This is a genomic window from Branchiibius cervicis, from assembly GCF_042661605.1.
GTDB lineage: Bacteria > Actinomycetota > Actinomycetes > Actinomycetales > Dermatophilaceae > Branchiibius > Branchiibius cervicis.
Map to the genome: position 1 here is coordinate 2,759,820 of NZ_JBHSWJ010000002.1, position 22,315 is coordinate 2,782,134.

The window sequence follows — 22,315 nt, forward strand, 5'->3', positions numbered from 1 at the left end:
ACGCGTACTCGGTTCCACACCTTCTCCGTCTCGGAGTCCTTGAAGGATTGGATCACCAGATGCTACTAACGTTATACGTCAGTATCGCGAAACGATACCGTGCCCGCAACCGACCAGGGGCGCAAGGCCCTCTCTCGATTCGCGGCGACCCGGCGGGCGACAGGCATGCCGTGACCGTATGCGTGACCACCGACAGGCAGCAGGCCGAGTGCGGGCCCTACGCGACGACCTTGGCCGCCTCGAAGTCGGCCGTGGGCATCGGCGTAGCCAGCCGCCAGGTGATGGCCATCGGCCGCTCCCCCGGTGCGACACGTAGGTCGCCTGTCCGAGACATAGGTACGGCGCGCCCGCACCGAACTCGGAGACCTTGCGTTCGCGCACGAATAGCACCACGCTCGAGCCGCGTTCGGCGTGGTGCACGTACCGCTGCCCGACCGGTGAGGCCAGCGACGTCGAGTTCTGCGACTCCCAGTGGAAGAGCTCCCGGTTGACCGCGTAGTCGTTGTACATCGTGGTCGGCGAATACTGCGCGTCCGACTTACGCAGCGTGACCAGGAACGCGTCGGTGTTCGCGGCCTTCGCGAAGAAGACCCCCGACTGGAACGACTTCGGTTTCAGCCCGTCCAGCTCGGCGTGGCCGAGCCCCGCCAGGATCTCCTCGCGGGTGTAGCGACCGTGCACGCGAAGGGCCCTGCCGGCCAGCGCCGAGGTGACCCGTTGCGCGCCGGCCAGCCCGAGCTCGATGACGGACCGCAGGTCCTGGCGGGCGGCAGGTTCGCTGCGCAGGGCGGCCAGCGCCTCGTCGTACGTGCTGAACCCACCGCCGTCCGGCCAGAGGGAGAAGGTGAGCATCCGGCCGTACGCCTGCAGGTCAGCGTCCGCATCGCCGTACGCCGGGGCTTCGTCGCCGAGCCACGTCAGGTAGGCGGTGGCCCGGTCTGGGTCATCGACGTGCGTGAGGGCGCGAACTCGTTTGAGCAGTGCGGCTTCTCCTGGACCACCAGCAGGTACGTCGACTCCCACCTCGCGCCGTAGCCGCGCCCAGGAGCGGCCCTCCTTCACCACGTCAGACAGCTCGACCCCGGAGTCGTGCAGGAACTGACCCAGGCTGGAGGTGGGGTGGGCGCGCAACTCCGCCCGGATGTTGTCCCAGCGGGTGGCGACGTTGGCCCGGATGTTCTCCAGGACCGCGTCCTTGCTCGCGCGGTCGAGGACGATCTGCGTGCCGGCCGGCAGGAAGGGGAAGTCCGTCTCGACACCCTCGATCAATCCCGCTCGCGTGCTGCCCGTCATCGCAACGAGCCGGCGATCGAAGCGGAACTCCTTGCGGTGATGGCCAACGAAGTCCAGCGCCGTCAGCACCGGCTTGCCCTCCATCCGGCGCAACCCACGACCGAGTTGTTGCAGAAAGACCGTGGCGCTCTCGGTCGGACGCAGGAAGAGCACGGCGTCGATCTCCGGCACGTCGATGCCCTCGTTGAAGACATCGACAGTCATCAGTGCCTGCAAGCGGCCCTCGGCGAGCGCACGGACGCGATCACGGCGGTCGTCATCGCCGGTGGTGCCCACGACGGTTGCTGCGCTGATGCCGGCGCGGTTGAACTGGTCAGCCATGAACTGCGCATGCGCGACCGAGACACAGAAGCACAGCGCCTTCATGTGCCGCAGGTCGCCGATCTTGTCGTCAAGTGCTCTAAGCACCAGGGCCGCACGCGCATGGTTGCCGGTGTAGACCCGTTCGAGGTCAGCGGTGTCGTAGCCGCCGCGACTCCATTCGATCTGGCTGAGGTCGGTGCCATCGGCAATGCCGAAGTAGTGGAAGGGCGTCAGCAGGTCTGCGGCGAGGGCGTCCCACAGTCGCAGCTCGGCGGCAACGTGACCATCGAAGTAGTCGCGCAGGTCTACTCCGTCGGCGCGCTCCGGCGTCGCGGTCAGGCCGAGCAGTTCAAGCGGGTTCAAGTGGTCGAGGATTGCGCGGTACGTCGGCGCTTCGGCGTGGTGGAACTCGTCGATCACCACGACCTCGAACGCATCGGGCGGCAGGTTCGCTACGTCGTACGACGTCAAGGACTGCACCGAGGCGAATACGTGCTCCCAGCGCTCGGGTCGCGCGCCACCGACGTAGAGCTCACCGAAGTTCGGATCCTGCAGCACTTCGCGGTAGGTGCGCAGAGTCTGGGTCAAGATCTCCCGTCGGTGGGCCACGAAGAGCAAACGGGGCCGGCGCCCGAGGTCATGGCACAGCCCGCGGTAGTCCAGGGCGGCGATCACGGTCTTGCCGGTGCCGGTCGCGGCGACGACCAGATTGCGGTGCCGGTCGTGCACCTGCCGGGCCACCGCGAGCTCCTCGAGCATCTCCGCTTGGAACGGATAGGGCTGAACTTCCAAGCCGGAGAGGGAGATGGTGACCCTGTCGTGTGTACGCCGCCCGGAGGCCTCCGCGAGCGCGTCGTCCAGTCGATCGCGATCACGGTCCGGTTCGTACGACTCGAAGGTCGGGTCAGCCCAGTAACTATCGAAGGTCGCGCGCGCCTTCTGCATGATGGTCGGCGTGGCGACGTTGGACAGGCGCACGTTCCACTCGACGCCGTCGAGGAGCGCGGCCCGCGACAGGTTCGACGAGCCGACGTAGGCGGTGTCAAAGCCGCTGTCCCGCCGGAAGATCCACGACTTGGCGTGCAATCGGGTGCGCTGCGCGTCGTACTGCACCTTGACCTGTGCGGAGAAGTCGCGCACCAGCCGGTCCAGAGCCGCACGCTCTGTGGCGCCCATGTACGTCGTGGTGATGATCCGCAGAGGCACACCGCGTTCCTCGACGAGCTTGAGTTCCGGCTCGAGCAGCCGGAGCCCGTACCACCTGACGAAGGCGATGATCGCGTCGACCGCGTCCGCACTGGGTAACTCGTTGCGTAGCTCAGCGCCGACTCCGGGCTCGCCGTGCGCGTTAGTCAGCAGGGCCGCATCCGAGAGCGGAGTGACCGGGCGCCGTCCGTCGATCGGCAGGCGGCCCGGGCCCTCCGGCACGCTCAGAGAGAGCAGCTGCCGAGCGGCGCTGACCTCTTGTTGGGCGTCATCGATGGATTCCACGATCCGGTTCACGATGGCGAGCCGCCGCGCCGGGTCACGCTCGCCAGCAAGGGCCCGTTGTACGACGTCCCGCACGTGCCGGCCCAGGACCTCGGCCTGGTCCGCGTCGTCGACGCTGCCGTACGCCGCGACCAGATCTGGGTGCATCGCGACCTTGGCCTCGAGCGAGCGAGTCGCCAGGGACTCATACAGCCCTACGGCCACCTCGTTGACTTCACCTGGGCTCACGGTGGGAGCCTCCCATGCCAACGGACAAATCGTCGGCCAAGGTGTCCAAGTTTCGACCGTGCTTAATCGATACCCCGGCGCCAAGACCTAGCTCGCCACACTGAACTTGGTGTCGTTGGGTCGTCCGAGAAGGCCCGCCTCGGCCTACACGTGCCATGGGCGAAGACCAGGCGGCGAATCCCTCACGTTCATCGCACCAGCCGCCGATTGCCTGATTGCTCGAGAGTTAGAGCTCACTCGTCGCCGCCGCGAACCTCGACCAAGAGTTGCCCGGCGTCAACCAAGGTGTGCGCGTCCGCGCACAGAGCACCCTTGTCTGATCGGTGCTCCCCTCCGGGTAGCACCGACTTCGTGCACGCCACCTGCAGCACCGGGGTGCACCGTTGTCCACGGTGATCCGATGATCGTGCAGCGATGCGCACCGTTCGAAGCGCCGGCACGCGGTGCTTTCTACGAACACGACGCCGAGGGCTGCGCCGTGGTGTGGAGGCCCCGGCCAAGCGAAGCTAGAGTGCGGACAGTAATCGCGGCCCGACGGGCTTCCACTCCAGGACATGCCCCCACCCGCACGGAGTACTTCGTGCTGCCTGGGGACCTGTTCTGTGACGCTGTACCGCACCACCGCCGAGGCTTTATCGGGTCACGAGGAATGGCTCGTGAAGCACTTGGCGGAGCAGATGACGATTACCACCGGGCACCGGCCTTCGCCTTCTGAACGTCACTCGTGGAGCCGGAGCATCCCAGCCCTTCGCGCCGACCTCATTTCAGCTGGTCTCGGTGGCGTCGAGATGCTCATCGAGTATCAACTCCCGTTGACCAGCAAACGCGCAGACGTCGTACTCGTCGGTCAGCACCTACGAACCGGTGGCCCGTCTTACGTCATCGTCGAGCTCAAACAGTGGAGTGACGCGACCACGTACGAGGGAGACCCCAACCTGGTCTCCATCGAGGCGTACGGACACCGACCGGTTACCCACCCGCTGGAACAGGTCCGGCACTACCGGGAGTACCTCGTCGACTTCACGACGGTCCTAGCAGATCGCGCCGACTCGGTCAGCGGAGTCGCCTACCTGCACAACGCAACCGACTCGGGAGTCCGTGACCTCTTCCAGACGCCGGAAGATGAACACGGACGGCTGTTCACCGGCGAACGACGCGGAGCGTTCGTTGATTACCTGCGCACGCGGTTCGCACCTGACGCATCCGGAGCCGCGTTTGCGGACGAACTGATGCACAGCCGGATCGCTCCCTCGCGCCAACTCCTGACCGTTGCCGCCGAAGAAGTGCAGCGACGGGAGATGTTCACTCTTCTTGACGAACAAGCCGACGCGTACAACTTCGTGCTCCACGCAGTGGAGCGAGCGAGGCGCGAGAACGTGAAGACCGCAGTGATCGTCACCGGCGGCCCGGGGAGCGGCAAGAGCGTCATCGCACTGTCGCTGTTGGGCGAACTTTCACGGCAGGGACGCGCGGTACTTCACGCCACCGGATCTCGCTCGTTCACGCTGACGCTGCGGAAGGTGGCCGGCGCACGGTCGTCGTCGGTCAAGAAGATGTTCCAGTACTTCAATTCGTTCATGGGCGCGGAGGCCAACGACCTGGACGTTTTGATCCTTGACGAGGCACACCGTATTCGGGAGACGTCAGCCAACCGCTGGACCAAGGCCGCGTTCCGCACGGGCCGGCCCCAACTGGACGAGTTGTTCTCCGCCGCGCGAGTGCCCGTCTTTCTGCTCGACGAATTCCAGGTGGTGCGCCCCGGGGAACAGGGCACCGTCGAAGACATCGAAAAGTACGCCGCCGAACACGGTATCCAGGTGCAGCGCATCGGGTTGGAGGACCAGTTCCGGTGCGGGGGCTCGGCGGCGTACGTCGAGTGGGTGCAGCGGCTGCTCGAACTCACCCCGGGAGGACCGACCGAGTGGGAAGGCGACGACCGGTTCGACGTCGAGGTGGTCGACTCCCCGTACGAGTTGGAGCACCTCATGCAGCGGCATCGCAACGAGGGTTTCGGAGCTCGGTTGTCGGCCGGGTACTGCTGGCCGTGGAGCGATCCCCGCCCCGACGGCACGCTGGTGAACGATGTCGTGATCGGTGACTGGTCCCACCCGTGGAACCTCAAAGGCGAGAGGTCCGTCGGTGGTGCTCCGCCGGCAGCGCTGTGGGCCTCCGACGACGCCGGCTTCGGCCAGGTCGGATGCGTCTACACGGCCCAGGGTTTCGAGTACGACTTCGCTGGCGTCATCATCGGGCCGGACATGGTGCTGCGTGAGGGCCACTGGGTGACCGATCGCACCAAGAACCGCGACCCCGATTTCCGGAACACGAAAAGGGTCAGTGACGACGAGTTCGATCGGTTGGTCCGGAACGTTTACAAGGTGCTGCTGACCCGTGGCATGCAGGGTGTAGCGCTCTACTCGGCGGACCGGGAGACCCGCGAGACGCTGCGGCGCCTCGTTCATCCGCCATTGGCGTGACGGTCCCTTCCCCAGCTTGATCAAACCGGAGAGGATGGCTCAGTGAGCCTCTACGACAAGCCGATTCGCTTCCTGCTCGCCGACATGCTCAACGACCTCGCCCTGACGGGCGACGACACGTTGACTGCGAGCGACGCCATCGAGTGGTTCCACGAGAACTACCCATTGGTTAAGCCGGGGAGCGTTCGTGCGCATCTCGCAAAGGCGGCCACGAATGATCCCGTTCGGCTGAACTACTCCCCTCATCGGGGCTCCGACGATCTACTCTTCAAGGTCGGGCCAGCGGTTTACCGCAGGTACGACCCGAGCCGGGACCCGGCGCCAATACATGCGGCCACGGAAACGGCGGCGACCGAGGCGGAGGCACCGGACGAAGGGGCTGTCGATTCCAGCGATCCAGTGGGGTCATCCGAGTTTGCTTTGGAACGTGACCTCCAGAACTACCTCGCCGACAACCTGCATCTGATCGAGTCCGGCATGCGCATGTTCGACGATGAGGGTATGCGCGGCTTTGAGTACCCTGCCGGGGACGGGCGGCGGATTGACATCCTGGCGGTCGACGCTTCGGGAGGTTTCGTGGTGCTTGAACTCAAAGTGTCAAAAGGTTACGACCGCGTCGTAGGGCAAATCCTGCGGTACATCAACTGGGTCCGAGCAGAGCTGGCCGATCCGGGCCAACCCGTGCGCGGAATCATCGTCTGTCGCAAGGTCTCCAACGACCTCCGGCTCGCCTGTGCCACCCTGCCTGACGTCGAACTATTTGAGTACGAGATGTCAGTATCTGTTAGGAAGGTAGAGCGTCTACACATTGATAACGCCGCGCTCTACGAGAAGCCGTAGCGGTCGCCCCGCTTCCGACATGGCCAATCTGACAAGGACCCACGACACACCTGGCCGCCAGACCCGATCGCGCTTTACGAAACTAGCGGCCCCGGCGAAACACCTGCGGTCCGCGCTGATCTCTCAAGCAACAGGCTATTACTTAATAAGCGTGATAGCCCTCGCGGCTGAGTGTAAATCCATGCGCACCACGGTTGCACTCGAGCTGCTTGATCGTGCTGGTGCAGATTGCATCTCCGACCGTAGTTGTCGAGTTTCGAGACAGAATCGGCTGGCCGGACTGAACCACGCGTCGCATTGCCGTGCACACCAAGTGTGCTCCGGTGGAGTCTAGGACAATAACGTGACCCCAATTCACAGGCGAGACGCAGTGTTTTGGCATTGCCGGTTTCTTATAGTATGCCGTATTTATATCGCACCTTAGGGACGAACCCTGAGCAGAGCAGAAGATGTTGCGAGACGGCGTTGCAAACATACTTGTAGTGCGTGGCCTAAGTGGTGTGCTCGAGGCGGTGACTGCCCTGGCCGCAGCGCGGTGAACGAGGTTTACCCCGACCGCCATTACGACCGCTACAACAATTAGGACAAGTGCTGAACCCCAACCCACCGCAACCAGCGAAGCGATTCTCGATGTGCTTTCGGGTGGCGGGCAATATTCCACTCCGTGTGGAAACGATCCGGGCCGGTGTCGTGGTTGGGCCGAAATAACGTTGGCAACTCCGATACCGATTGTTGACCTGGTAACGTGGAATCGAGTATCGGCGGTTGCACGGTAACCGGCGCAGGCACTATGTGAGCCTTTACAGGGCCGCTGTCCCCGTTCCTCGCGACCTTCGATATCGACTTTTTTCTCGCGGGAACCTCATGGCTACTAGCGATTCGTGCGTGAATCCGGGAACATCAAGGAGTTCCAGAATTTCCAGCGCAGTAGCCGCGGTAATCTGAGCGCGCTCGTTCAGCCGATGAAAATAGCGCCGGAACGATCGACTGGCACGCGGGTGGGTCAACGTAGTGACCGATAGTAAGCCGCGCCTGCCTTCGTGGTAATCGTGGATCCCACCAGCAATTTCGACCGGAGCTCCCTTCGCGTACTGGGGTTTCACCAGTAGTACCAGCGCCCTGACGTAAAGGTCTGCAACCTCGAGCTTTTCGCGGAAGAGCTGACCGAGGTTAGTTGCATAGTTCTGGGCTTGGCCGAGTGGATTCAACGACCCGTCTTGGAGAAAGAGTTCCAGTTCAACGCCATCGCAAACCCACCGCCCATTACCTGGGGTTTCGATTGGTCCGCTTGGCATCCGGCCGTTGGCGCCTTCCTTTAGACCCTTGACCTCGATGACTACTATCCCGCCGGGTGAGATCACCAGGACGTCGCAATGACAGCCTGCAGGCATCGTCGGTTGCCAAAGCGCGATCCCTGCGGGGTCGCTCGGGCGCGTCCATCTTGCTAGTTGCTCGGCCACATCCTTTTCGCCAGCGAACTGAGACTCACCCACCCGGATCAGCAACATGATCCGACACTAGCCACGACGACGGACAGGGTCAGGGCGTGCGCAACTCCCTTTGATCGCATTCCGGGGATTAAGCGCGGGCGATAGCGGATCGACCGGCGGGTTAGAGAAAGGACCCCGCCTCGACGCGCAAAGCTCTCACCGACAAGGGCCGGCATGTGAACGGGGGACGAGGACATGCCGCTGCGGTGCGCCGTGTTCGATTGGCTGAGCGCCCGGACCCACGACGGCGCCACCCCCATCTCCTGGACAGACATCGAGGACTTTACCTTCCGGGGCGAACGGGTCCCGCTCAAGGAGCGCCAGCGTGGCATTTGGCGGCCCAGGGTCCTGCCTGCGGCATTGTCCTTCCAGACGGTCTACCGTCGTCCTGATCAGCCTCGACCGTCTGCGGACTGCATCGGCCCCGACGGTCGGTATCGCTGCAAATGGCGCGGCGACGACCCCGACCATCCCGATAACCGCGCCCAACGCCGGGCGATGGAAATGCGACTGCCGTTGATCTGGTTAGTGGGTGTCGACCGTGGCAGTTACGCGCCCAGATTCCCTATCTACCTGCGCGGCGAGGAGCTTGCGCAGCAGTTCATCCTGGACATCGACGGCCTTCAACAGCTTCCACAGTTGGCTTCCGGGTTGGAGGAAATGATGCGCCAATACATCGAGCGGCACACTAGCTCGGCTGCACCAACCAGCGTTCCGGACGATGGGTATGCGCGCCTACGACATGCGCTGCTGCATCTGCGAATTACGCCACTCGGTCCTGCTCGATGCCGCGCACATCGTCAGAGACCGGCACGAGCTGGGTGGAGCCTCCGCGCGAAACGGATTGTCACTATGCAAGATTCACCACGCGGCGTATGACGCAGGTGGCAGAGAACCGGTGCACGCACGCGTCGCAGAACCTGCGCGGCCGCCCGGGGGCGCTCTACGAGAAGCTGTAGCCCGCAGCGTAAAGAGATCGTTCGAAGGTTCGGTAGCCGTTGCACATGGTTGCCGGAGAAACCGGTGCAATGGCTTCCACACCTCCGCCCTTTCAAATAGCGGGGCGCCTGTCATTATGGAAGCGCTCGCTGGCATAGAAGCGGGACAGTGCGTACGCCGACACCGCGCACAGCACGTGCCAGACGGCGTGCCCCTGCAGCAGCGAATCCGGATCGCACAGCGGCCCGCCGGAATGGCTGAGACTCCAGATGACGAAAGCCACCGCCATCGCGCCGACAGCGACCAACGCCGACCGCCACGACCGGGGATGACGCGGCCGGCGCTGGATGACGACCTCGATCAAGACGGCAATGAGCAGAAGCACCGCGAATGCCAGGTTGCCGGCCGTGTCGACCAGCGGCGCCGGCACATCGGAAGCTCCGAGGACCTCCGCAGCGACCACGAGGATGACGAATAGCACTGCCAGCGTGGGCAATCCGCGTCCCAGAAGGCGAGTCATCCCGTACGCCGCGGCGAAGCCAGCCACGAGGTACATCGACCCCACGTCGAACCGGCCACCGAGGCTCGACTGGGTCGCGTGCATGGCCATACTGCCCGGCCCCAGCAGCGCGATCAGCGCCGGGAACGCGGCCAGCAACCGGGCGTGCGCGACATGCGACCAATGCCGGTCGAGATAGAACGCCGCCGCCAGGCCCGCGATCACGAATCCGACGTTGCTCAGCGTGTTGGCTGGTTGCTTGATCAGGCCGTCACGCGCGGCCTCGCAGAAGTTCGCTCCCGCGCCCACATCGGGACCGAACCATCCGAACCGAAGAGCTACCGCGAAGATGACCAGAGACAGCGCCGATACGACGGCGGTGATCACGAAGACGCTCGGCCGCGGCCGGGAGCCTGCCTCAACCGCTTCCCCCATAGTCGCGACGCTAGTCCTCCCCTCAACCGCGGGCACCATCCGGTCTGACGCGGTCAGCCCGCAGGACCGGCATCCAAGATCACCGGGCTGGCCGAAGAAGCCAACTCAATCGCCGCAGTAGACACATTTACTGTCGAACTTGTGCTTGGCTCAGGGACGCTCGCCCCATCCGCTACCCCAGGAGTACCGATGAACGCTCGGACCTTCCTCGCCGCCGGCGCGTCGCTGGCTACCGCCGCCGCTATCGGCTTCGGCCTCGGGCAGGGCGGGTCCGCAAGCGCCGCGACCGTCATCGACAGCACCGCCATCACGAGCAGCGCCAGGACTGCTTCCCCGGCCGTGGCGCCCTCCCTGCCACCGGCGACGACCACGGCCGACGCACCGATCTGCTGGTACGGCGCGTGCTACGACTACGTCGTCGGCCAGCAGGTGACCAACGCGACCAGCGCGCAGATCGTGATGGGGATCGCCGACCCAGAGGTCAATCAATCCGCGGCGGCGTACGGCGAGCACACCCTGCAGGAGTTGGCCCTACAGAACGCCGACCAGACGTCGACTGTCGAGATCGGCTGGACCGTCGACCCTCGCTCAACGGCGACGCCCACGCCCACCTGTTCGTCTACCACTGGGTCAACGGGCAGGAATCCTGCTACAACGGCTGCGGGTTCGTGCAGGTCTCGAAGTGGATCAAGCCCGGCATGCGGGTGCTCCCCGGGGTCGGCCAGTTCGCCATCCGCAACGTCAACGGCAGCTGGTGGGTTTACTTCGACTACCAACCCGTCGGTTACTTCCCCGGCTCGCTGTGGAACGGCACCTACACCAAGGCCCAACTGATCTCCGCGTTCGGTGAGGTCGCCGAGATCGGCTCGGATTCCCCCAGCTGTACCGACATGGGTGACGGACGTTTGGGCAGCAAGTCGTTCTCCTCGTTCATCGCGGGCTACCGCCTGGAGGGTTCGACTGACACTCCCAACCTGGCCGTGCGCGCCACCAGCCCCAGCCAGTACGACTTCGGCGCCGTCTCACCCACCTCGTTCCGGCTCGGTGGACCCGGCACCGGACGGTGCGCTGCGCCGGCGTCTGCGACGAGCTGATTCCTCGCTCCCCGGAATGTGGGAGCCACCAGATCGCGTCAACAAGCTGGGGCCGCCCGAGTGCTCCACCGCGTCACGCCTCCGGAGTGAAGATCACCGCGCTCATGTTGCGAGTCTCGATCACATCACCGGCACCGAGACGGACATCGAGACTGGATTGGCCGCCATCTGCCGCGGTGCCCAGGATCTCGTTGTAGTCGTTCTCAAGGCCGTCGACGAAGAAGTTGCCGCTCTGGCCGGGCCCGGGCGTGACGCGGTAATCGCCCGGAGCAAGATCCGTGCCCACGACGAACGTCCCTGCAAACAGGACCGTCCGGGCGCGACGTGGCGCCGCGCCCGTTATGACCGGCACCAGCGTCGCACTCTTCAACTGCGACAGGGTCACGGTCTCACCAAGCTTCAGATCGACCCGCATTTTCGGCACCTGCCCATCGGCCGAAGACGAGCCCAGTCCCTGCATCGAGCTGATCTCGGACGGGTCACCGTCGTCGCCAGTCACATTCAGTTCCCCGGATTGACCCGCCGCCGGCGTGACGTCATACGTGCCCGCCGCGAGTTCACCCGTGCCGACGGTGTAATCGCCCGCCTTCAACGTCATCCGGTGCGGCGTGATGGATGCGAACGTGGTGGTCGGGGACGGACTGATTGTCGCCGGATCCGGAGCCGCGGCCGCAGGTGTCATCGGCGCAGATACCTCGGTCGAGCTGACCGAGAACGACTCATCGTGGGATCCAGACAGACAGTGCATGAAGGGAAACATGATGGCTATCAGCGCCGGGACGGCGCGCCCCACGTACACCCAGCCCGACTTGTCCCGTCGCACGAGGCGACCTGACACAGGAGAGGGCGACTGAGTCTGGACCGGCTGCGCAGCCGGTTGCCCGGGAGTGACCCACGCCGTGCGGACGTACTCGGTCCAGTTGTATCCGTCCCAGAACCGCTCCTGACCCGCACCCACGGGATACCAGTTCGCGGGCGCATTGCGCCCGTCCGGCCCGGCAATTGGCGGCTGGTCCACCACGTTCATCCCCTCCCCCTCGGTGAGAAGCTAGGGGCCGTAGCTGGCTTCTGGCCGTCAATAGGCTGGACGCAAACTGGGAGCGACCTGGTGCAGCGCAGGGCAAACCGCGGATTACAAGCGCCAATTTTCCGTCGTGCGAAAGGAATTCGTTACTTCGCCTGCGCGGCGCAGCCGCCAGGTGCGACGCGCTGGCGCGCCCCGCTACACGCGCCCCGCTACACGCGCTCCGCGCTGTGGGTCGACGCGTCGGCGTACTCCGTATAGGTGTAGGGGTTGTCCAGCACCTTGGACTCAGGGATGTCCGGGCTCATCCCGGAGGTCCACTCCTGCTCGCCCAACTCGCCGCGCAGGTAGTCGATCGTGTCCGCCACCACCTCGCGAGCGCGCGCGAGATCGGCGCCTACGAGCTTGCCGTCGCGCTTGACGACCTTGCCGTTCACCAGCACCGTGTCGACGTCGCCGCGCTGCGCCTGGAACACCACGTGCCCGTACGGCTGCAGGATCGGGAACATCACCGGTGAGTCGTCGTTCTTGACCAGTACGACGTCCGCCCGCTTGCCCGGCTCGAGACTGCCGACCAGCGAGTCCAGACCGAGCGCCTTGGCCCCGCCGCGGGTTGCCCAGTCCACGACCTCCTGAGCCCGCAGCGCCACGTGTGTCACCGTCTCACCCAGCCCGTGCGCTTCGTGGTGCTCCCGCGCCCGGTCGGCTGACACCGTTGCCCGCATCGCAGCGAACGCGTCGGCGCTCCACCACACGCTGGTGTCGACCGACAGCGAGATCGGGATGCCGTGCCGGCGCAGCGCCCAACTGGACGGATAACCCTGGCCGCAACTGGATTCGCTCTCCGCGGACACCGATGCGGTCCCGCCGGTCGCCGCGATCCGCTGGTAGGAGTCGTCGCTGAGCGTCGCGGCGTGGACGTACACCGTGGAAGGCGTCATGAAACCGTTCTCGTGCATCAGCCGGATGCCGTCGTCGTTCGTGGCACCCCACACACCCGCGTGCGTCGTCACCGGCACCTCCAACTCGCGGGCGACTTCGAACGCCGCCTTCTCCGGGAACGCCGGGTCGCCGGTCACGTCGAAGGCCAGCTGGAAGCCGAGCATCTCCGAGCGCGGCATCCGCCGCTCCACGAAGGAGCGGAAGTCCGGCGATGCCGTCCACTCCCAGGGCCCAGCGTGGATATTTCCGTAGGCGAAGACGAACCGGCCAGGCACCTCCTGCAGCGCGTCGACCGCTGCCTCGGCATGCTCCACGGTCGACAGCCCGTGCGACCAGTCCACCGACGTCGTGACACCCGAGTCCAGGGCCTCCAGCCCGCTCAGCAGATTGCCCGCGTAGATGTCCTGCGGCCGGAACTTGCGACCGTGCTCCAGGTAGTTCCACACGAAGTATTGCGTCAACGTCCAGTCACTGCCGTACCCGCGCATCGCGGTCTGCCACATGTGCCGGTGGGTGTCGACCATGCCGGGCATCAGGATGCCGCCGCTCGCGTCGATCTCGACGGTCCCGTCCGGCACCTCCAGATTCCGCCCCACCGCCGCGATGTCGGTGCCGACGACCAGCACGTCCCCATCGTCGATGACGGTGTGCGCATCGTCCATGGTCAGCACGAGACCGTGCCGGAAGACGATCACAGGAGTGTCCGAAACGGACTGTGTGTCAATGGAACTCATGGCGTTTCTCCGGTTCAGGTGGTGATGTCGGGGTAAGGCAGCGTCTTGTCGGCCAGCTTCCTGGCGTAGTCCAGTTGCATGGCCAGCGGTTCGTCGAAGTCCCGCTCGAACATCGCGATCCACAGGGTCAGGGTGAGGAACGGATGCGCCCCGAGCTCGAAGAGCCGGACGGAGTCGTGGGTGATCAGCGCCGTACGCTCCTCGTCGGTGAACCGCAGCCAGGTGGTTTTCTCGGCCACCACGCAGTTCAGCAGCGAGTTGGCGATGTTCTCCTCCCACCAGGCGACCAACGCTTCCGGCTCGGCGCGGTACCGCTCGGTCAGCTCGTGGTCCCGGTCGACGGTGTAGAGGAACTTGTCCAGCAGATAGCGGCTCATCGCTCACGCCTCCAGCAGGTGCGGGTTGGGATACCAGGTGAAGTAGGCCTCCATCGTGTGGAAGAGGCTGAGCTGGTCGGCGTAGTCGGCGTGTTCGTAACCGGCGATGCCCATCATCAGCATGAAGTCCATGAACCCGTGCGTGGCGTTCCCCGGCGCGTGCAGCGACTCCAACGTCACGTTCTTCAGCACGCCGTCGATATCACCGGTGCGGATCCACTCGACCGCCTGCGCATCGAACTCCGGGTCGGGTCCAGTCGGGCCGAACTGCCGCGGGCCACCCAACTCCAGCGACAGGTGGCCGGTGCCGATGACTGCGACCCGCAGGCGGCTGGGCCAGGCGTCGATGATCTCCCGGATCGTCTGGCCCAGCCGCACGAACCGCTCCGGCTGCGGCAGCGGCGGCGCGAAGATGTTGGTGTAGATCGGAACGATCGGCAGGTCGGCATCCGGGCGCACCGTGAAGATCGGGCACGTGACCGAGTGGTCCACGCGCAACTCGTTGGAGAACGCCAGATCGAATCCCTTGTCGATCCCTTCCCGCAGCATGTACGCCGAGAGCTCCGGGTGGCCCTTCAGGAAGAGTTTGGGCATCCCGAACTCGCGAATCTCGTTCTCCCAGTTGCCGTCGTAGAACGGTGCGTTGCCGACCAGGAACTGCGGCATGTTGTCCAGCCACAGCTGGTGGAAGTGATCCGAGCCGACCATGACCAGTACGTCGGGCCGCGCCTTGGTCAGCGTCTCCCGGTACGCGGTGACCTTGCTGATCCACTCCGCCGCGAACGGCGGCGCCTCGTCCGGCGGCAACTGGCTCGTGCGGTAGTAGAACGGGTGGTGCGTCGTCGCGAGCACCGCAACGAGTTGTGCCATGTCTCCTCCAAGCCTCAGGCAGAACGGATTTCGGGCGTTGCGTTCAACGCGAGTTGCCGGTTGGCGTCGACCTCACTCATCGGCCGCCTCCGTCACCGAGGCCGGGTCCACGAAGGTGGCGTTCTCCTCGACCAGCAGATACGTCCGCATCGCCATCGGCATCCGCTGCTCCTCGGCCAACTGCCCCAGCAGCCCGGCCGCTCGGGCCAGCAGCGCGAAGCCGCGCAACAACTCGACCGGCAGCTCCAGGTCGGCCAGGGCAGCCCCGACGACACCGGCGCCGTTCAGCACGAGACGCCGGCTCATGAACTCCGTGTGCACCCGGCCGATTGCTTCGAACAGGGCCAGATGCGGCCCGTAGCAATCGGTTTCGGTGGCGATGCGCACCAGTGCCGGTGTGCGCGGGTCGAGTTCCTTGTGCACCGGGTGCCCCAGTCCTGGGATGATCCGACCCTCGGCGCGAGCTTCCCGTACGACGTCCCGCGCCACCTCGTCCCATCCCGCCTCGGTCTGTGGGCGCTCGGGCAGGTCCTCCACCACGACGTGCAGGAACTGCCCGCAGTCCTCGGTCACCCCCAGGAACCGCGACCCACCGCCGAGCAGGCCGGCCGCCATAGCGCCTTGGATGGAGTCGGGCGCGGACAGATAGGTGAGGCGCGCAGCGAGCGCGGTTGGGGTGAAGCCGTGATCGGCCAATGCGAGCAGGCAGGCGTCCAACAGCCGCACCTGACCGGGGGTCGGCGTCCGCAGGGTCACCATCCGGTAGACCAGCTCGGTCAGACTGACCTTGCCCATGAGATCCCCGGCCAGGTCCTCGCCGAGCAGGGTGATCGTCGAGGTGGTGGACATCCCCAGCGAGGTGGGGAACGACAGTTCCTCACTCATGACGCCTTCCCTTCCAGCCAGTCCAAGATTTCCTGACGGTGCTGTCCCACGGCCGGCGGGACCAGGTCGTAGCGCACCGACGAACGGGAGAACGTGATCGGGTTGCGCACCAAAGGCATTGCTTCCTCGCCAACCTCAACGACCGGTCCGAGACCGAGATCCGCGGCGAACCGGACTCCTCGGCGATCGAATTGATCGGGCCGGCCGGCAGGCCGGCGGCCACGAGAGCGTCGAACCACTCGGCCCGGGTCCGTTGCGCCAGTTGCTTCTCCAGCAGCGGCCGCAGCAGCTCCCGGTTCTCGGTGCGGTCCCCCACCGTCCGGAAGCGCTCGTCGCCTGCCAGCTCCGGCACCCCGAGCGCTTCGCACAGCGCCGCGAACTGCCGGTCGTTGCCGGCGATCACGATGAGGTCCCCGTCCGCGGTCGGCATCGGCTCGTACGGGAACAGACTCGGGTGGGCGTTACCCATGCGGTGGGGGACAACGTCTCCCGCGACGTACGCCCCGGTCTGGTTGACCAGGCCGGACAGCGCCGACGACAACAGGTTGACCTCGATGTGCTGGCCCTGCCCGGAGCTGTCGCGCTCGTGCAGCGCGGCCAGGATCCCGATCAACGCATGCATCCCGGTCATCACATCGAAGACGGAGATCCCGGCCCGGTAGGGCGGCCCATCGGGATCACCGGTCAGGCTCATCAGGCCTGACATGGCCTGCACCAGAAGGTCATACCCCGGCAGATGCGCACCCCCACCGGAGCCGAAACCGCTGATGGATGCGTAGATCACCCCGGGGTTGGCCGCAGCGACGGCCGCGTAGTCCAAGCCGTACTTCGCCAGCCCGCCCGGCCGGAAGTTCTCGATCAGCACGTCCGCGCGGGCGGCGATGTCGCTGGCGACCGCACGGTCGGCCGGGTCCTTCAGGTCCAGCGCGATCGAGCGCTTGTTGCGGTTGATGCTCAGGTAGTACGTCGACACCTCCTGCCGCGTCGGCGGCACCCAGGTGCGGGTGTCGTCACCCGACGGACCTTCGACCTTGATGACCTCCGCACCGAGGTCGGCCATCAGCATCGTCGCGTAGGGGCCGGCGAGGATGCGCGAGAAGTCCGCGACCACCAGGCCGGAGAGAGGTCCAGCACCGTCCGTCGTCATGGGTCGTCGATCATCCTGTCCGTCTAGCGGTCACGTGTCCGTATGCCGTAACTGTGCTCCTGGTCACACCCGCTGTCAAGGTCTTCGCGTGGTCTGCTCACGTGCCGAGCCCTCTACAGTGGCGACACGTCGTTGATCAGGAGGGGTGCTGTGGCCGAGCGCGGCAATGGACCGGATTTCATCGAGGCGCTGGCTCGCGGTCTCGACGTCATCCGCGCGTTCGATGCCACCCGCCCGACGTTGACGATGACCGAGGTAGCAGATCGCACCGGCCTGGCCAGGCCCACTGCCCGACGCATCCTGCTGACCCTGGCCGAGCTCGGCTACGTGCAGTCGAGGGAATCCGGTTTCTCCCTCACGCCGCGGGTTCTCGAGCTGGGCATGTCATACGTGCACTCGATGGGCTGGTGGGACATCGCCCGTCCGCACATGGAGAAACTGGTAGCCGCCACCGGCGAGTCGTCGTCCATCGCTCAGCTCGACGGCTCCGACATCGTTTATGTGGCAAGGGTTTCGGTGCCGAAACTGATTGCCCTGGCGGTGACCATCGGCACCCGATTCCCGGCCGCGTCCACCTCCCTGGGCAAAGTGCTTCTGGCCGATCTGACCGACGATCAGGTCGCAAGCGTCCTCGCCGAACCCTCACGATCCGGCGTCGAGGTCCGACTGTCACCGACGCCTGAGGAACTGCGGACCGAACTGGCCCTCACGCGCGAACGCGGCTGGTGCCTGACCGACGAGGCGCTGGCGCGCGGCGTACGTTCGGTGGCCGCCCCCTGCGGGACGGAACGGGACGGGTGGTGGCCGGACTCAACGTCACCGTTCACGCGGCCGAGACGACGGTGGAAACCCTTGTGGAGCAACACCTGCCACGACTGCTGACGACGGCGGCGGCCATCAGCGCCGACTTCGCCCTCAAGAGCGCTATTCCTACAAAGACGAGCTAGTAAAGCGCCTCTTGGCGGCGTCGCTCGTCGGCGCGAACAGGTTGACCAGGTTGCCGTCCGGATCGCGCACGAGCAGCGAGCGGTTGCCCCACGGCAGATCAGTCGGTGCTTGGACGACCGCAGCCCACGAGCGCACCTGCTCGTACGTCGCGTCCACGTCCGGCACCAAGAAGTCCAGCGTGACCGAGCGGTTCGATGCGGCCGTCACGCCATTCGCCAACAACGGCGCCGTCTGTGCACTCGCGATCGCCAACGTCCCTGTGTCCATAGTGATCTCGGCGAACAGTGGGTGCAATCTGGCGGCCGACGCCCCGGTCAATCGCTCGTAGAAAGTGACCACCCCGTCGACGTCGTCGGTGATGATCCGGGTGGCAGCGAGTCTCATGGCATCTCCTCGTAGGCGTTCTGACCCCACGGACACTACGGTCAATAGTGGACAGAACCAGCCCACTATTGCTCATACGCTTGGAGACATGCCCCGTCCCGCCGCGCGCATCCTGCAGTTGCTGACGTTGCTGCAGTCAGCGACCACCCGAAGCCGGGCCGAGCTCGCCTCCGATCTCGGGGTCGACGAGCGCACCGTGCGTCGGTACGTCGAGCAACTGCGCGACCTCGACATCCCGGTCGAGAGCCTCCGCGGCCGGTACGGCGGCTACCGGCTCGCGACCGGATACCGCCTCCCGCCGTTGATGTTGAGCGACGATGAAGCGCTGGCCGTCCTCTTCGCCCTCTCCGAGAGCGCGGCCGCCGAGCGCAGCCCCGCGTCCCGGGCCGCCACCGCGACCGCCATCGCCAAACTGCGGCGTGCCCTGCCGCAGCACCTCGTCGAACGCGCGACCGTCCTTCAAGAAGCGGCTCTTGCCGCACAGGGCGGCGAGGTCACCGAGCAGCCTGCCCCCGACGTACTCCTCACTGTTGGCGAGGCGGTCCGCACCGGCACCCCGCTCACCATCGACTACGCCGACCGTGCCGGCGAGCGGACCACGCGCGCCATTCATCCGCATGAAGTCGTTGTGCTGCAGGGACGTTGGTACCTCATCGCCTACGACACCACCCGGCACGCGACGCGCACCTTCCGCTGTGATCGCATCGCCCGCACCCGTACGGCGCCCGGCCACTTCCGCCGGCCCGTCACCGAGCCGACGGACCTGGCCCGTGCCTTCGCCACCGCGGACTACCGGTACACCGTCCGCCTCCGGGTGCAGGCCACGGTGGAACAGGTCGAGGCATGGCTTCCCGGACCATCGCCACGATCGAGCCCGGGCCCGACGGCTGGCAACAGGTCACGATCCGCGCGGAGCGACTCGACTGGATTCCGCAGCGGCTGTTGGCAATTGATGCTCCGCTGAAACTGGACGCCCCACCCGAACTCCGTGCCGCCGTACGGGCTGCCGCCGATCGACTGGCCAGCCTTACGTGAGCACCACGGCAACATCAAGCTGTCGCAGCACTTCTAACACACGTCAAGATTCTGGCGTGAACACCACCTGGTCCATTCCGGAAATGGTGATCACGTCACCCTCCGAAAGATCCACTTCAACGCTTGGAACGCCGAGCCCGTCTGAACCACCCAGGATCTCGTTGACATAGTTGCCACCGTCAACGAAGAAGTTGCCTGACTGCCCGGCCCCGGGGGTCACTTTGTAGCGCCCCGCTCCGATGTCTTCGCCGACCGCAAACTGCCCGGCATAGAGAGTCGCTTTCGCGTGATTGGTCACGAAGGGAGCCGTAACCGGAGTGAAGGTCACCTTTCGCATGCCAGAAATCTGCACACTGTCACCGTCCTGCAGTTTGACCCTGACCTTGCTGACACCAAGATCGGAGCCGCCCAGAATCTCGTTGTAGTCGTCAGTTCCGGTCACGAAGAAGTTGCCCTGCTCCCCCTTCGCCGCGGTCACGTCGTACAGCCCCGGGGGGATCTTGGACCCTACTGCGAATGTCCCCGCGCCGAGCGTGGTGAGCTTTCCCGTCGGTGTCCTTCCCGCCGTGTCTGCCGTGGTCGACTGCTCATCCGTAGGTGTGGCCTCGGGGCTCGAGGGCTCACTCGATGGGGTGTCAGACGTTGGCTGCTGACTCGTTGGAGAGGCTTGGGGCGTGGAGGCCGTCTGCGTCGCCGACGTTTTGGGCTTATCCGTGCCACCTTGGCTGCCGATTGCTCCCCCCACCACAGCCACGGCTACGAGACCACCCACCACCCACGGCCATTTCCTGCGCTTCCTTGTTTCGCTCGCGGCGTCAGCAGTCGTGCCCGAGTAGGCGTTGGCTGCCGGGGTGTTTTGTCCAGGCGGCGTCGTGGGAGCTGTAGTGGCTTGGGTCGGTGCAATCGGGCGAGTCTGTTCAGTCCATTGCTGGCCGTCCCAGTATCGTTCGTTGCCTTGGCCGTCCGGGTAGAAACCGGGGTCCCATGACGGCTGGGATCCCGATGAAGGCGGTGTCGACTCGGACATCAAAGAACTCCTCATTGAGCTGTGGGCAACGATCTCGCGAGCGTAGAGCAGATGCCCTACTGAACGGGACCCTTTCTGAGAGAAACCTGTGTTTTCTATGTGGAGGTCTGAGAACGTCGACCAGCACGCCGGTCTCCTCGTCGACGAATCGACGCACCGAGGTCAGCAAAAAGCGCCGGCCACCGAGTGGGGGTCTCAGCGGCCGGCGCTCGTCGGCGGGTGCGCTAGCGAGCGGTGAACCCGCCGTCCACGGTCAACGTGGAGCCGGTCACCCAGCGCGATTCCGGACTGGCCAGGAACGCGACTGCTTTGGCGACGTCCTCCGCGGTGCCCAGGTTGGGCCACGGTGACTGGCTGTGCAGGCCGGCGTTCAACTCCGGATCATCCAGGAACGGCCGCACCATCGCTGTGGCGAGGAATCCCGGGCAGACGGCCACCGCTCGGATCTGCTCTGGCGCGAAGTCGACCGCGATCTGCCGGGTCAGGTTCACCACGCCGCCTTTCGAAGCGCAGTATCCGGGCTCCTGCGCCAGCCCGACAAGGCCGCCGATGGAGGCGATGTTCACCACGACACCACGGGTGTCCTCGCGCACCTCCTGGCGCATGAATTGCGTGATCGCGGCTTTGCTGCCGGCCCACACACCCTTCAAGTTGACGGCAAGCGTCTTGTCGAAGTCCTCCTCCTTCTCATCGACGATGGTGCACAACCCGGTGAAGATGCCGGCGTTGTTGACCATCACATCAAGCCGGCCGTACTCCGACACCGCCCTGGAGACGACCAGCTGCGCGTCCGAATAGCTTGCCGCGTCGGCCTTCTCGAAGACGGCGCGCCCACCGGCCGCCACGATGGCCTCGTGGGTCGCGACGTTGGCGTCCTGCTCGTACCCTCCCGCCAGGGCTTCGGCGTGTAGATCACTGCAGACCACCGCGAAGCCGTCCGCGGCCAACCGTCGCGCGATCGCCCTACCGTTCCCGGAACTGGCGCCCGTGACAACCGCTACCTTGTTCTCGACCATGACTGTTCCTTTCTCCTACACCGAGTAGCGGCAGAGGGTTTCGCCGCCGTCGATCCGCACCAGGTCACCGTGGACGTAGCTCGACTCGTCCGAGGCGAGGAACAGGGCCAGGTTGGCGACGTCCTCCATCTCGCCCCAGCGTTTCATCGGCACCGACTCACTGAACTCCTTCATGAAGGCCATGTCCTCGTACAGATCACGTGTCAGAGCGGTCTTGGCGTACGTCGGGCAGATGCCGTTAACGCGGATGCCCTCTGCGCCGTACTCGATTGCGGCACAACGTGTCACGTTCGCTTGAGCACCCTTGGAGATGTTGTAGACCGACTGCATCGGGTGCCCCTGCAGGCCCGCGGTCGACACCAGGTTGACGATCGTGCCCCGCAGGTTGTGCGGGCCGGGCTCCTGCTTGCGAAATTGCGCGACGGCGGATTGGATGCCGAAGAACGTGCCCTTGGCGTTCACGTTGAAGCACGCGTCGAGATCCTCCTCGGTGAATTCGTCCATCAGCTTGCCGCCTCGGTAGATCCCTGCGTTGTTGAACATCACGTCCAGGCGGCCGAATTCGGAGACGGCCGCCGCAACCGCAGCGTCCGTGTCCGCCTTCTTGGTGACGTCACACTTCACGTAGACCGCCCGGCCGCCCTTGGCCGTGATGGCGTCGGCGGTTGGCGTGTCCAGATCCGCTTCGAAACCCTTCGCCAGCGGCTTCTCCACCACATCCGCGACCACGACGCTGGCCCCGTGCTGGGCGAACAGCAATGCCGATTCACGGCCGAACCCCGATGCCCCGCCGGTGATGACGACGACCTTGCCGGCCAGGCGTCCTTCCTGTGCCAT

19 protein-coding genes and 2 pseudogenes are annotated in these 22,315 nt (G+C 65.4%); 7 read left to right on the top strand and 14 right to left on the bottom strand.

Translation table 11 applies throughout. The annotated features are described in order from the left end of the window. Positions 1-78: 78 nt before the first annotated feature. Entirely contained in the window at positions 79-3,315 is a 3,237-nt protein-coding gene (locus tag ACFQBT_RS14335) for a DEAD/DEAH box helicase (protein ID WP_417281788.1), read from the bottom strand. 788 nt (positions 3,316-4,103) lie between these two features. On the opposite strand from ACFQBT_RS14335, the gene ACFQBT_RS14340 reads away from it, so the two are divergent. Together ACFQBT_RS14340 and ACFQBT_RS14345 are read left to right on the top strand one after the other, a co-directional pair. After that, complete coding sequence (locus tag ACFQBT_RS14340; RefSeq protein WP_377823650.1) at positions 4,104-5,792, top strand: DNA/RNA helicase domain-containing protein; 1,689 nt, start codon at positions 4,104-4,106, stop codon at positions 5,790-5,792. A gap of 42 nt (positions 5,793-5,834) precedes the next feature. Beyond that, entirely contained in the window at positions 5,835-6,632 is a 798-nt protein-coding gene (locus tag ACFQBT_RS14345) for an endonuclease NucS domain-containing protein (protein ID WP_377823652.1), read from the top strand. A gap of 800 nt (positions 6,633-7,432) precedes the next feature. Here the strand turns inward: ACFQBT_RS14345 and ACFQBT_RS14350 are convergent. Then, complete coding sequence (locus ACFQBT_RS14350; protein ID WP_377823654.1) at positions 7,433-8,140, bottom strand: nuclease-related domain-containing protein; 708 nt, start codon at positions 8,138-8,140, stop codon at positions 7,433-7,435. A gap of 724 nt (positions 8,141-8,864) precedes the next feature. On the opposite strand from ACFQBT_RS14350, the pseudogene ACFQBT_RS14355 reads away from it, so the two are divergent. After that, positions 8,865-8,996 (top strand): annotated as a pseudogene (locus ACFQBT_RS14355) (HNH endonuclease); the annotation flags it as partial. 177 nt (positions 8,997-9,173) lie between these two features. Here ACFQBT_RS14355 and ACFQBT_RS14360 read toward each other — a convergent pair. Next, positions 9,174-9,995, bottom strand: coding sequence for a ceramidase domain-containing protein (locus ACFQBT_RS14360; RefSeq protein WP_377823656.1), 822 nt, complete (start codon positions 9,993-9,995; stop codon positions 9,174-9,176). A gap of 401 nt (positions 9,996-10,396) precedes the next feature. Between ACFQBT_RS14360 and ACFQBT_RS14365 the strand changes: the two genes are divergently transcribed. Continuing rightward, on the top strand, positions 10,397-11,089 hold the full coding sequence (locus ACFQBT_RS14365; RefSeq protein WP_377823658.1) for a neprosin family prolyl endopeptidase: 693 nt from the start codon (positions 10,397-10,399) through the stop codon (positions 11,087-11,089). A 73-nt stretch (positions 11,090-11,162) separates the two neighbouring features. Here ACFQBT_RS14365 and ACFQBT_RS14370 read toward each other — a convergent pair whose 3' ends face one another. The 6 genes from ACFQBT_RS14370 to ACFQBT_RS14395 form a co-directional block, all read right to left on the bottom strand. After that, entirely contained in the window at positions 11,163-11,882 is a 720-nt protein-coding gene (locus ACFQBT_RS14370) for a hypothetical protein (protein ID WP_377823659.1), read from the bottom strand. 443 nt (positions 11,883-12,325) lie between these two features. Beyond that, positions 12,326-13,789, bottom strand: coding sequence for an amidohydrolase family protein (locus ACFQBT_RS14375; RefSeq protein WP_377823661.1), 1,464 nt, complete (start codon positions 13,787-13,789; stop codon positions 12,326-12,328). Between the two features lie 14 nt (positions 13,790-13,803). Further along, on the bottom strand, positions 13,804-14,166 hold the full coding sequence (locus ACFQBT_RS14380) for a hypothetical protein (protein ID WP_377823663.1): 363 nt from the start codon (positions 14,164-14,166) through the stop codon (positions 13,804-13,806). A 3-nt stretch (positions 14,167-14,169) separates the two neighbouring features. Next, entirely contained in the window at positions 14,170-15,036 is an 867-nt protein-coding gene (locus ACFQBT_RS14385) for a DODA-type extradiol aromatic ring-opening family dioxygenase (protein ID WP_377823665.1), read from the bottom strand. A 72-nt stretch (positions 15,037-15,108) separates the two neighbouring features. Next, positions 15,109-15,921: a citryl-CoA lyase gene (locus ACFQBT_RS14390; RefSeq protein ID WP_377823667.1), complete on the bottom strand. Its 813-nt coding sequence runs from the start codon at positions 15,919-15,921 to the stop codon at positions 15,109-15,111. Next, positions 15,914-17,068, bottom strand: coding sequence for a CaiB/BaiF CoA transferase family protein (locus ACFQBT_RS14395; protein WP_377823669.1), 1,155 nt, complete (start codon positions 17,066-17,068; stop codon positions 15,914-15,916). The genes ACFQBT_RS14390 and ACFQBT_RS14395 overlap by 8 nt, the downstream gene beginning before the upstream one ends. 150 nt (positions 17,069-17,218) lie before the next feature. Here ACFQBT_RS14395 and ACFQBT_RS14400 point away from each other — a divergent pair, with 150 nt between their 5' ends. Then, positions 17,219-17,950, top strand: a complete 732-nt coding sequence (locus ACFQBT_RS14400) for an IclR family transcriptional regulator domain-containing protein (protein ID WP_377823671.1) — start codon at positions 17,219-17,221, stop codon at positions 17,948-17,950. Between the two features lie 48 nt (positions 17,951-17,998). Here ACFQBT_RS14400 and ACFQBT_RS14405 read toward each other — a convergent pair whose 3' ends face one another. Continuing rightward, the gene (locus ACFQBT_RS14405) at positions 17,999-18,400 is read right to left on the bottom strand and encodes a VOC family protein (RefSeq protein ID WP_377823673.1); all 402 of its coding nucleotides are present in this window, start codon (positions 18,398-18,400) and stop codon (positions 17,999-18,001) included. An 88-nt stretch (positions 18,401-18,488) separates the two neighbouring features. Between ACFQBT_RS14405 and ACFQBT_RS14410 the strand changes: the two genes are divergently transcribed. Together ACFQBT_RS14410 and ACFQBT_RS14415 are read left to right on the top strand one after the other, a co-directional pair. Continuing rightward, complete coding sequence (locus ACFQBT_RS14410) at positions 18,489-19,364, top strand: helix-turn-helix transcriptional regulator (protein WP_377823674.1); 876 nt, start codon at positions 18,489-18,491, stop codon at positions 19,362-19,364. Continuing rightward, positions 19,304-19,435, top strand: a complete 132-nt coding sequence (locus ACFQBT_RS14415) for a hypothetical protein (protein WP_377825507.1) — start codon at positions 19,304-19,306, stop codon at positions 19,433-19,435. Before ACFQBT_RS14410 ends, ACFQBT_RS14415 begins: the two co-directional genes overlap by 61 nt. 43 nt (positions 19,436-19,478) lie before the next feature. On the opposite strand, the gene ACFQBT_RS14420 is transcribed toward ACFQBT_RS14415, so the two are convergent. The 4 genes and pseudogenes from ACFQBT_RS14420 to ACFQBT_RS14435 form a co-directional block, all read right to left on the bottom strand. Beyond that, positions 19,479-19,913, bottom strand: coding sequence for a hypothetical protein (locus ACFQBT_RS14420; RefSeq protein ID WP_377825606.1), 435 nt, complete (start codon positions 19,911-19,913; stop codon positions 19,479-19,481). Positions 19,914-20,333: 420 nt separating this feature from the next. Then, positions 20,334-20,477, bottom strand: a pseudogene (locus ACFQBT_RS14425) (DUF2510 domain-containing protein); the annotation flags it as partial. A gap of 209 nt (positions 20,478-20,686) precedes the next feature. After that, entirely contained in the window at positions 20,687-21,478 is a 792-nt protein-coding gene (locus tag ACFQBT_RS14430) for an SDR family NAD(P)-dependent oxidoreductase (RefSeq protein ID WP_377823676.1), read from the bottom strand. A gap of 15 nt (positions 21,479-21,493) precedes the next feature. After that, on the bottom strand, positions 21,494-22,315 hold the full coding sequence (locus ACFQBT_RS14435) for an SDR family NAD(P)-dependent oxidoreductase (RefSeq protein WP_377823677.1): 822 nt from the start codon (positions 22,313-22,315) through the stop codon (positions 21,494-21,496).

Excerpts from the sequence above, each read along its gene's own strand:
- ACFQBT_RS14380 (WP_377823663.1), bottom strand. The coding sequence starts at position 14,166 with ATGAGCCGCTATCTGCTGGACAAGTTCCTCTACACCGTCGACCGGGAC.
- ACFQBT_RS14435 (WP_377823677.1), bottom strand. The coding sequence starts at position 22,315 with ATGGCACAGGAAGGACGCCTGGCCGGCAAGGTCGTCGTCATCACCGGC.
- ACFQBT_RS14430 (WP_377823676.1), bottom strand. The coding sequence starts at position 21,478 with ATGGTCGAGAACAAGGTAGCGGTTGTCACGGGCGCCAGTTCCGGGAAC.
- ACFQBT_RS14395 (WP_377823669.1), bottom strand. The coding sequence starts at position 17,068 with ATGACGACGGACGGTGCTGGACCTCTCTCCGGCCTGGTGGTCGCGGAC.
- ACFQBT_RS14350 (WP_377823654.1), bottom strand. The coding sequence starts at position 8,140 with ATGTTGCTGATCCGGGTGGGTGAGTCTCAGTTCGCTGGCGAAAAGGAT.
- ACFQBT_RS14410 (WP_377823674.1), top strand. The coding sequence starts at position 18,489 with ATGCCCCGTCCCGCCGCGCGCATCCTGCAGTTGCTGACGTTGCTGCAG.
- ACFQBT_RS14360 (WP_377823656.1), bottom strand. The coding sequence starts at position 9,995 with ATGGGGGAAGCGGTTGAGGCAGGCTCCCGGCCGCGGCCGAGCGTCTTC.
- ACFQBT_RS14375 (WP_377823661.1), bottom strand. The coding sequence starts at position 13,789 with ATGAGTTCCATTGACACACAGTCCGTTTCGGACACTCCTGTGATCGTC.
- ACFQBT_RS14385 (WP_377823665.1), bottom strand. The coding sequence starts at position 15,036 with ATGGCACAACTCGTTGCGGTGCTCGCGACGACGCACCACCCGTTCTAC.
- ACFQBT_RS14390 (WP_377823667.1), bottom strand. The coding sequence starts at position 15,921 with ATGAGTGAGGAACTGTCGTTCCCCACCTCGCTGGGGATGTCCACCACC.
- ACFQBT_RS14340 (WP_377823650.1), top strand. The coding sequence starts at position 4,104 with ATGCTCATCGAGTATCAACTCCCGTTGACCAGCAAACGCGCAGACGTC.
- ACFQBT_RS14405 (WP_377823673.1), bottom strand. The coding sequence starts at position 18,400 with ATGAGACTCGCTGCCACCCGGATCATCACCGACGACGTCGACGGGGTG.